The 9,452-nt window shown below is 72.1% G+C and carries 10 protein-coding genes; 5 read left to right on the top strand and 5 right to left on the bottom strand.

Annotated features, from left to right (window positions below; genetic code table 11):
* The 5 genes from ACIBVN_RS11890 to ACIBVN_RS11870 all read left to right on the top strand — a co-directional run.
* The coding region (locus ACIBVN_RS11890) for a zinc ribbon domain-containing protein (protein WP_397135291.1) at positions 1-309 on the top strand (309 nt) is incomplete at its 5' end.
* A gap of 38 nt (positions 310-347) precedes the next feature.
* Positions 348-995: an alpha/beta fold hydrolase gene (locus ACIBVN_RS11885; protein ID WP_397135289.1), complete on the top strand. Its 648-nt coding sequence runs from the start codon at positions 348-350 to the stop codon at positions 993-995.
* A gap of 66 nt (positions 996-1,061) precedes the next feature.
* Complete coding sequence (locus ACIBVN_RS11880; protein WP_397135324.1) at positions 1,062-3,413, top strand: glycoside hydrolase family 3 protein; 2,352 nt, start codon at positions 1,062-1,064, stop codon at positions 3,411-3,413.
* Positions 3,414-3,478: 65 nt separating this feature from the next.
* Positions 3,479-4,159 carry a DUF4191 domain-containing protein gene (locus ACIBVN_RS11875; protein ID WP_397135287.1) on the top strand — a complete coding sequence of 227 codons (681 nt, stop codon included), beginning with the start codon at positions 3,479-3,481 and terminating at the stop codon, positions 4,157-4,159.
* The gene (locus ACIBVN_RS11870) at positions 4,159-4,920 is read left to right on the top strand and encodes a class I SAM-dependent methyltransferase (protein WP_397135285.1); all 762 of its coding nucleotides are present in this window, start codon (positions 4,159-4,161) and stop codon (positions 4,918-4,920) included. The genes ACIBVN_RS11875 and ACIBVN_RS11870 overlap by 1 nt, the downstream gene beginning before the upstream one ends.
* Before the next feature lie 69 nt (positions 4,921-4,989).
* Here the strand turns inward: ACIBVN_RS11870 and lipA are convergent, their stop codons facing one another.
* From lipA to ACIBVN_RS11845, 5 genes are read right to left on the bottom strand one after another with little or no spacing between them, the layout of a single operon-like run.
* Positions 4,990-5,919, bottom strand: coding sequence for a lipoyl synthase (gene lipA, locus ACIBVN_RS11865; protein WP_349448152.1), 930 nt, complete (start codon positions 5,917-5,919; stop codon positions 4,990-4,992).
* A 42-nt stretch (positions 5,920-5,961) separates the two neighbouring features.
* Positions 5,962-6,942, bottom strand: a complete 981-nt coding sequence (locus ACIBVN_RS11860; protein WP_397135283.1) for a M48 family metallopeptidase — start codon at positions 6,940-6,942, stop codon at positions 5,962-5,964.
* Between the two features lie 22 nt (positions 6,943-6,964).
* Positions 6,965-7,657, bottom strand: a complete 693-nt coding sequence (gene lipB, locus ACIBVN_RS11855; protein WP_397135281.1) for a lipoyl(octanoyl) transferase LipB — start codon at positions 7,655-7,657, stop codon at positions 6,965-6,967.
* Between the two features lie 37 nt (positions 7,658-7,694).
* A complete protein-coding gene (locus ACIBVN_RS11850) occupies positions 7,695-8,432 on the bottom strand; it encodes a Type 1 glutamine amidotransferase-like domain-containing protein (RefSeq protein ID WP_397135279.1) in 738 nt (245 codons plus the stop codon).
* Between the two features lie 38 nt (positions 8,433-8,470).
* Entirely contained in the window at positions 8,471-9,364 is an 894-nt protein-coding gene (locus ACIBVN_RS11845) for a TIGR01777 family oxidoreductase (RefSeq protein WP_397135277.1), read from the bottom strand.
* Positions 9,365-9,452: the final 88 nt, after the last annotated feature.

Raw genomic sequence — 9,452 nt, 5'->3', positions numbered from 1 at the left:
ATGGCGCGCAAAGCCGCCGACGCCGCCATCGGCGCCACCAAGAAGGCCCTGATCGAGATGGGCCGCAAGCACGGGCGGGACGTCCGCCTGGTACACCCCGCGCACACCACGATGGACTGCGCCACGTGCGGAGCGAGAGCCAAGCACGCACTGCCGCTGGGTGAGCGCACCTACACCTGCACCGCCTGCGGAGCCGAATCCCCCAGGGACAAGAACTCCGCCCGCGTGATGCTCATCCGGGCAGGTCTGACCCCGGCTGGCGCCGATCGCGTAAGACCCGACTGTCCGCCGGACAGCCAGGCAGCGTGAGCCAGAAATCCCCGCCTTCAGGCGAGGGAGCAGTCAAGGTGTACGACTACGACCGCAGCCGCAGGGGGCGAGGCGACAGCGGGAACACCCCGCCGTACGCCGTCGAGCGGGAGCTCGAGGACCTGGCCGCCGTCATCGGGGCGGCGGGCGGGTCGGCCATGGTGTTCGGCGGCTCGTCGGGAGCCGCGCTGGCGCTGGAGGCCGCGGCAGGCAACCCGGCGATCTCCAAGCTCGCCCTGTGGGAGCCCCCGTACCACGTGGACGACAGCGCGCCCCCGCTGCCGGACGACTTCGCGGCGCAGCTCGACGCGCTGGTCGGGGCGGGCAGGCGGGGGGAGGCGGTGGAGCGGTTCATGGTGGAGGCGGCCGAGGCGCCCCCGGAGGCGGTGGCCGCGATGCGCGCGCAGCCGTCCTGGCCGGAGCTCGAGGCGCTGGCCCACACCCTCGCCTACGAGGCCGCCGTCCTGGGGCCGGGCAACGCGCTGCCCGCCGAGCGGCTGGCCGCGATCAGGCAGCCGACGCTCGTGCTCAACGGCGAGGACAGCCCCGCCTGGATGTCCGCCGCGGGGCTGGCGGTCGCGGGGGCGGTGCCCGGCGCGGTGCGGCGGGTGCTGGAGGACCAGGCCCACAACGTGGCCCCCGAGGCGCTGGTCCCCGAGCTCCTGGAGTTCTTCGTCGCCGCCTGAGTCACGCCGCCGACGGCGTACGGTCCGCTCTTCCGGACATCCGGCGACCTGGTGAAGACTGCGGTGGTGGACTTCGACGAACTCATCGCCCGGCTTGACCTCAGCACCAAGATCAGCCTGCTCACCGGGGCCGACATGTGGTCGCTCCCGCCGCTGCCCGAGATCGGCCTCGACCGGCTCGTCATGAGTGACGGCCCGATCGGCGTACGCGGGGAGCAGTGGAGCTCGGCCGACCCCTCGATCGCGCTGCCGAGCCCGACCGCGCTGGCCGCCACGTGGGACGTGGACCTGGTGCGGCGGGCCGGCGCGCTGCTGGCGCAGGAGGCCAGGCGCAAGGGCGTGCACGTGCTCCTCGCGCCCACGATCAACCTGCACCGCTCGCCGCTCGGAGGCCGCCATTTCGAGTGCTTCTCCGAGGATCCGTACCTGACGGGGGAGATCGGCGCGGCCTACGTCGAGGGCGTCCAGGAGGGCGGCGTCGCCACCACGCCCAAGCACTTCGTGGCCAACGACTTCGAGACCGACCGCTTCACCGCGGACGTCCAGGTGAGCGAGAAGGCCCTGCGGGAGGCGTACCTGCGGCCGTTCGAGCGGGTGGTGCGGGCGGGAGCGTGGGGCCTCATGACGGCCTACAACTCCGTGAACGGCACCACCATGACCGAGCACGCCGAGCTGGTGAACGGGGTGCTGAAGGACGAATGGGGGTTCGACGGGTTCGTGGTGTCGGACTGGACGGCGCTGCGCACGACCGAGGCCGCCGCCATGGGCGGCACCGACGTGGCGATGCCCGGCCCGTCCGGGCCCTGGGGCGAGAAGCTGGAGGCGGCCGTGCGGGAAGGCCGCGTGCCGGAGTCGGTCGTGGACGATCGTGTGCGCCGCATTCTGCGCCTGGCCCAGCGCGTCGGCGCCCTGCGCGGTGCGGAGCCGCCGCCCGCCGGGGAGCGCGTCGACGGGGTGGCGCTGGCCCGCGAAGTGGCCACGCGCGGCTTCACCCTGCTGACCAACGACGGCATCCTGCCGTTCCGGCAGGTCAGGACGGTCGCCGTGATCGGGGCGGCCGCCGCGCAGGCCCGCGTCATGGGTGGCGGGAGCGCGCAGGTCTTCCCCGACAGGATCGTCTCGCCGCTGCAGGGCCTGGCCGAGCGGGCCGAGGTCCGGTACGCGCTCGGCACCGACCCCCGGATCCGCCTGTCCCCGCTCCCTGGCCCGGCCACGGCCACGTTCCTCGACGCGGAGGGCGCGGCGCTGTCCGAGCAGCCGCTGGCCGCGGCCGAGGCGCGGTGGATCGGCCAGCTGCCGCCCGGCGTGGACGGCGACCGGCTGCAGGCGGTCCGGCTGCGCACCACGTACACGCCGGACATTTCGGGCGAGCACCAGCTGTCCGTCGCCGGGGTGGGGGCCTTCACCGTCGTCGTGAACGGCGAGACCGTCTTCGACGAGGCCCTCGAGGTGGACGGCGGCGACCCGGCCGCGGCGTTCCTGTCGCCGCCCGAGCGGCGGGTGAGCCTGCCCATGACCGCCGGGGAGCCGTACGAGGTGGTCGTGACGCACCCGGCGGGGGCGTTCGGCGGCATGGCGTTCGTGTCGTTCACGGTCGGCCACGCGGATCCGAGCCCGGGCGAGGAGGAGCTGCTGGCCGAGGCCGTGCGGGTGGCGGCGGAGTGCGACGTGGCGGTGGTCGTGGCCGCGACCACGCCGGAGGTGGAGAGCGAGGGCTTCGACCGTACGGACCTCAGGCTGCCCGGACGGCAGGACGAGCTGATCCGCGCGGTCGCCGCGGCCAACCCGCGCACCGTCGTGGTCGTCAACGCGGGCTCGCCGGTCGAGATGCCGTGGACGGAGGAGGTGGCGGCCGTGCTGCTCACCTGGTTCCCCGGGCAGGAGGCGGGGGCGGCGCTCGCGGACGTGCTGTTCGGGGACGCCGAGCCGGGCGGGCGGCTGCCCACGACGTGGCCGCGGCGGCTGCAGGACGCTCCCGTGGTGAACGTGACACCGGTGGACGGTGTGGTGGCGTACGAGGAGGGGGTGTCGATCGGGTACCGGGCGTGGGAGCGGTCGGGGCGCGCGCCCGCGTTCTGGTTCGGGCACGGCCTGGGCTACACGACCTGGTCGTACGACTCGATCGCGGCCGAGGGGACGAGCGGGGCGGCTGCCGTCACTGTGGCTGTCACTGTGGCCGTCACCAACACCGGCGATCGTCCGGGTCGCGAGGTCGTGCAGGTGTACGTCTCCGGGGTGCTGGCCGGGTTCGACGTGGTCGAGGCCGCGCCGGGGGAGACCGTGCTCACGACGGTCTTCCTGCCGGAGCGGGCCTTCCAGGTCTGGGACGGCGGCTGGCGGACGGTCGAGGGCGAGTACGCGGTCGAGGCGGGCCCCAGCGTGGGCGATCTTCGCCTGTCGGCTACCGTAAAGGTCTAAGCCGCGCGAGAAATGGCCGGGTCGCGTTTTCCGTACCGCACCAGTTGGTTTGTATCCTTCAGAGCATGGCAAAGTCCGAGGAACCAGAGAAGCCGGGGCGCATCAAGCAGCTCCGCATGATCGCGCAGATCATCAAGCAGGCCAACCCCAAGGGGATGCCCCTCGTCTTCCTCTCGGCGGTGGGCACGCTGGCGGTGGTCGTCGTGATCGGCCTGGTCACGGACTACTTGTGGTATTCGCTGTTCATCGGCGTGCTGGCCGCGCTCACGGTCGGGTTGGTGGTGTTCGGGCAGCTCGCCCAGAAGGCCCAATACTCGATCCTGCACGGCCAGACCGGCGCCGCGGCGGCGGTGCTGCAGGGCATGCGCGGCAACTGGCAGGTCACCCCGGCCATCGCGGTCAACCGCGACCAGGACCTCATCCACCTTGTGGTCGGCCATCCCGGCGTCGTGCTGGTGTCGGAGGGTCCCGGCAACCGGGTGGCGAAGATGCTGGCCGCCGAGAAGAAGCGGGTCGCGCGAGTGGTGCTGGGCATCGAGATCTACGACATCCAGTGCGGTGACGGCGAGGGGCAGGTGCCGCTCGGCAAGCTGCAGCGCCACCTGATGAAGCTGCCGCGCAACCTGAAGAAGCCCGCGGTCAACGAGGTGAAGGACCGCCTGCGCTCGCTGCCGAAGAACATGCCGATGCCCAAGGGCCCGATGCCCAAGGGCGCCCGCATGCCGCGCGGCCCCAAGATGCGCTAGTGCTGTCGGGTTCGTCGCGGGCCAACCGCTGGTGGTGGGACGGCAACGCCGACGACTACCAGGTCGAACACGGCGAGTTCCTGCGTGACACGGGGTTCGTCTGGTGCCCCGAGGGCGTGGACGAGGCCGACGCGCACCTCCTCGGCGAGGTGCGCGGCCGGCGCGTGCTGGAGATCGGCTGCGGCGCGGCGCAGTGCGCGCGGTGGCTGGTGACCCAAGGGGCGCGGGTGGCCGCGTTCGACATCTCTCACCGGCAGCTGCGCCACGCCCAGCGCATCGACCTCGACACCGGGCTGCACGTGCCCGTGGTGCAGGCCGACGCCGAGTCGCTGCCGTTCGCCGACGACGCCTTCGACGTGGCCTGCTCGGCGTTCGGCGCGCTGCCGTTCGTGGCCGACCCGCTCGCGGTCTTCCGCGAGGTGCGCAGGGTGCTCAGGCCGGGCGGCCGGTTCGTGTTCTCGGTGAGCCACCCGATCCGGTGGGCGTTCCCCGACGACCCGGGGCCGCGCGGGCTGACCTCCGACCGGTCCTACTTCGACCGCTCCCCCTACGAGGAGCGGGACGAGAACGGCGCGGTCACCTACGTCGAGCACCACCGCACCATGGCCGACTGGGTGAACCTGCTGGTGACCTCCGGGCTGACCCTGACGGGGTTGCTGGAGCCGGAGTGGCCGGAGGGGCACGAACGGGTGTGGGGCGGCTGGAGCCCGCTGCGTGGCCGCCACCTCCCCGGCACGGCCATCTTCAGCACCGTCGTCTAGCCGGGCGAGGCCCCGCATGAAGCAGCCCCAGGACCGCGTGTGGCGGGTCCCGGGGCTGGCGGGTGGTGGTCAGGCCGTCTGGCGGGCCTGGATGGCCTGCTGGTAGAGGCGGCCGGCACGGTACGACGAGCGCACGAGCGGCCCGGAGAGCACACCGGCGAACCCGATGGCCTCCGCCTCCGCCTGCAGCTCCACGAACTCCTCCGGCTTCACCCACCGGTCCACCGGGTGGTGGCGCGGCGTGGGCCGCAGGTATTGGGTGATGGTCAGCAGGTCGGTGCCCGCGGCGTGCAGGTCGCGCATGGCCGAGACGACCTCCTCGCGCGTCTCGCCCATGCCCAGGATCAGGTTGGACTTGGTGACCAGCCCGGCCTCGCGGGCCATCGTGATCACCGCGAGCGACCGCTCGTACCGGAACGCGGGACGGATCCGCTTGAAGATCCGCGGCACCGTCTCGACGTTGTGGGCGAAGACCTCGGGCTTGCTGGAGAACACCTCCTCCAGCTGGTCGCGGTTGCCGTTGAAGTCGGGCACCAGCAGCTCGACGCCGCAGCCGGGCAGCAGCCCGTGGATCTGGCGCGCCGTCTCGGCGTAGAGCCAGGCCCCGCCGTCGGGCAGGTCGTCGCGGGCCACGCCGGTCACGGTCGCGTACTTCAAGCCCATCTGCTGGACGGACTCGGCCACTCTGCGCGGCTCGTCGCGGTCGTACTCCTTCGGCTTGCCCGTGTCGATCTGGCAGAAGTCGCAGCGGCGCGTGCACTGGTCGCCGCCGATGAGGAAGGTCGCCTCGCGGTCTTCCCAGCACTCGTAGATATTGGGACAGCCCGCCTCTTCACAGACCGTGTGCAGGCCCTCCCGGCGCACGAGCGATTTCAGCTCGGTGTATTCGGGGCCCGTCTTCAGCTTGGTCTTGATCCACGGGGGCTTGCGCTCGATAGGGGTTTCGGCGTTACGCACCTCCAGGCGGAGGAGCTTTCGGCCTTCAGGAGCAACGGTCACCCACTCAGCTTACGTCTCCCAGGAAGCCGGCCTGGTCCTGGGTCAGGAGATGAGGCCGAATCCGCGGATGGCCCGCGTGTAGTGGCCGAGCAGTTCCTCGTCGACGCGCTCCGACTCGCGCGTGCCGAGCAGCTCGGAGTGCGGGGGAGAGGTGAGCACGCCGTCGTCGGTGAGCCTGGATCGGGCCAGCGCGCCCTGCCTGATCGCCGCCGCGCTCTCGCCGCGCAGCGCCGCGGCCTGCATCGGCGCCAGGTAGCCGCCGCGGGTCAGCTCGTCCAGCTCCGCGAGCTCCTGCTCGGACGCCGCCCGCCGGGCCAGCGCCCGGTGCCGGGCGAGGGTACGGGCCTGTCCGGCGCGGGCCAGCCGGGTCAGCGCGTACCGCACCAGCAGCACGGGCCCGCCGAGCACCCGCCCGAGCGCGCGGCCGAAGGTGCCCATCGCCTCGTACGTGGTCCCCGGATGGTCCACCGCGCCCAGCGAGGAGGCCACGACCTTGGTCTGCGCCTCCTCCCTGACCCGCAACGGCTCGGCCCCCAGCAGGGCGTCCCGCCACGCCTCCAGCGTGACCAGCGCCCCGTCCACGACCAGCTCGTCGCCGGTCGGCACCCGCGCGTATGCCGTGGCCAGCAGGGCCACCCGCTGCCTGGGCGGCAGCGCCAGCCACAGCGGCAGCCCGACCGCCAGGACAGGCGTGCGCGGCAGGCCCACGCGCTCGTAGCGGGTCTCGGCCGCCAGGTCGATGACCGCGACCTTCCTCGGCCGCCGGACGCCGACCCGGTCGGCCACGCGGTCCGCGACGCCGTACAGCTCAGGCGCCGACGAGCGGTCGAGCACCTCGGCGTCGGCGGGCAGGCCGCCCAGGCGCGGCCGCAGGGCCCACGCGATGGCCAGGCTGGCGCCGCCGAACAGCCACGCGAGCACGGAACCCACGTCGCCCAGGATGATCCACGCGCCCAGCGCGACGAATCCGAGCGTCAGCAGGTGCACCACAAGGGCGAGTAAGACGGCGAGGAGGCGCTTCACACGGCCGATCGTAAGCCGCGGGTCATCTGCGGAGAAGGTCCTCTTCGTGGAGTTCGTACGACTCCATGCCGAGCGCCTCGGCCAGCCGCTTCTCCGCGATCGGCATGACCTCCTCGACCACGATGCGACGGCCCGTCTCCGCCGACAGCGAGGACACGCCCACGTCGGTGAGGCCGCACGGCGCGATGCGGTTGAACCAGCGGGGGTCGTTGGCGCAGTTGAGCGCGAAGCCGTGCATGGTGACTCCGCGCGCCACGCGCAGGCCGACCGCGCCGAGCTGACGGTCGGGCAGCCCCAGGCTGGCGTCGCCGACCGCCCAGACACCGCCGCGCCCCCGCACGCGTCTCGCCGTGACGCCGAAGTCGGCGCAGATCTGGATCATGGCGTCTTCGAGGCGGCAGGCGTAGGTCACCACGTCGGTGACGGCGACGATCGGGTAGGCCACGAGCTGCCCGGGACCGTGCCAGGTGAGGCGGCCACCCCGGTCGACGTCGATGACCGGGGTGCCGTCGGCGGGGCGCTCATGCGGGGCGGTGCGCTTGCCCGCGGTGTAGACGGGGGCGTGCTCGAGGATCAGAACGGTGTCGGTCAGCTCTCCGGCGACCCGCTTGCCGTGCACCCAGCGCTGCAACGACCAGGCCTGCTCGTAGGGGACGTCGACACCGAGGCGGACGATGGCGAGTGCGTGGGGATCGTCCCCGTGGATGGGGCGCATGAGCCTATTGTGCCGTTCCCTCACCCGCGAAGGGTAATCAGGGGGTCAAGAGTCGTGGCTCGATCCTGAACTCCTTGACGCCGCCCGCCCCGTCGCTCTCGACCCGGTAGGCGTAGCCGCCCGGCTCGACGGTCACCGCCTGGATGAACTCCGTGCCCACGTAGTGGAGCCCCACGCCCTCGTCGGCGGCGTAGCCGCTGGGCAGCTCACCGCTCGCCACCGACTCCTGCAGCAGCGGGCGGCGCTGCGGGTCGGAGTCGTAGTGGACGCCGCACGAGTAGGGCAGGAAGCCGAGGCCCTCGGCCCACACGCGCAGGTCGGGCCCGAAGGAGTCGGTGTTGCCGCCCACGTGCCAGCACAGCGCGCCCGCGCTCTGCCCGGACAGCACCACCCCGGACCGCCACGCCTCCTCGAAGGCCTCGTCGTAGCCGTGCAGCCGCCACAACGCCATCAGGTTGGCCACGCTGCCGCCGCTGACGTAGATCATGTCCTGCTCGAGGATCCAGGCCCGCGGATCTTCGACATTGGGCATGGGGAACACCGTCAGGTGGCTCAGCTCGACGTCCCACCCCGCGAAGGCGCCGTACATCTTGAGCAGCCACTCGTCGGAGTCGCCTGTCGCGGTGGCGAGCAGCCCGAGCTTCGGCCGGTCCTGCCCCGTCAGGTCGAGGCCGTAGCGCAGCAGCGGGCTGGCCTCGATGAAGCTGTAGCGCCTGCTCGGGCGGAACGATCCGCCCCCGATGGCGAGGATGTGTGACTGTCCTGACCGGCTCATGTCAAGATTCTCCCACCTGTTGAAGGACGCACGATTCCCTAGAGTACGGCGCTCAGCGCCTCGTCGAGGCGGGTATGGGCGAACCCGTAGCCGGTGTCGAGCAGCTTCTTCGGCTGGAGGCGGTGACTGGGCAGCAGTGCCTCCCGCGCGAACTCGCCGAGCCCCGCGGACAGCGCGAAGGCCGGCACCGGGATCGGCATCGTGCCCTTACGCAGGGCTTTTCCGAGTGCGCGGGTGAACTCGGCGTTGGTGACGGGAGAGGGGGAGGTGAAATTGACTGGCCCGGTAATGTCGCGATTTTTCAGCACATGCACCGCCGCCCCGACCCAGTCGTCCACGCTGATCCACGACCAGTACTGCTTCCCCGACCCGAGCGGCGCTCCCAGCCCGATCCTGAAGATCGGCACCACCCGCTCGAGCATCCCGCCCTCCCGGCTCAGCACCAGCCCTGAGCGCATCAGCACCGTCCTGACGCCGGCCTCGCCCGCCCGGCGGGCCTCGCCCTCCCACTGTTCGCACATGTCCGACAGGAAGCCGGTGCCCTTGCCCTGGCTCTCGTCGATCACCCGGTCGCCGGTGTCGCCGTAGAAGTCGACCCCTGAGGCCGACATGAGCACCTCCGGCTTGCCGGACAGCCCGGCGATCGCGTCGACGAGGACCTTGGTGCTCTGGACCCGGCTGTCCAGGAGCTCACGCTTGTACGCCTCGCTCCACCGCCTGCCCCCGATCGACGCCCCGGCCAGGTGCACCACGGCCTGCGCGCCTTCGAGCGCGGCCTGGTCGATCTCCTGGCGGCTCGGCTGCCAGTACGCCTCGTCGGCTGCGCGCGGCTCTCGCCGTACCAGCCTGACGACCTCGCGCCCCTCGTCCCGCAACGCCCGCACCAGCGCCGACCCGAGCAACCCCGACGAGCCCGTCACGATGATCGCCATCGGATCTAGTGAGGGGAGGGCCGGTTTGCCCGGCAGGGGAATCGCTTCGCTGCTATGGTCTCTGTGTTCGAAACGGGCAGGGCTTGTC

This window comes from Nonomuraea sp. NPDC049400, from assembly GCF_044466425.1.
Taxonomy (GTDB): Bacteria; Actinomycetota; Actinomycetes; order Streptosporangiales; family Streptosporangiaceae; genus Nonomuraea.
This window is presented reverse-complemented; position numbering and strand designations above follow the sequence as displayed.

What these genes read in the sequence shown, in the direction of transcription:
- ACIBVN_RS11875 (WP_397135287.1), top strand. Translation starts at nt 3,479, where the DNA reads ATGGCAAAGTCCGAGGAACCAGAGAAGCCGGGGCGCATCAAGCAGCTC.
- lipB (WP_397135281.1), bottom strand. Translation starts at nt 7,657, where the DNA reads ATGCGCCCCATCCACGGGGACGATCCCCACGCACTCGCCATCGTCCGC.
- ACIBVN_RS11850 (WP_397135279.1), bottom strand. Translation starts at nt 8,432, where the DNA reads ATGAGCCGGTCAGGACAGTCACACATCCTCGCCATCGGGGGCGGATCG.
- ACIBVN_RS11845 (WP_397135277.1), bottom strand. Translation starts at nt 9,364, where the DNA reads ATGGCGATCATCGTGACGGGCTCGTCGGGGTTGCTCGGGTCGGCGCTG.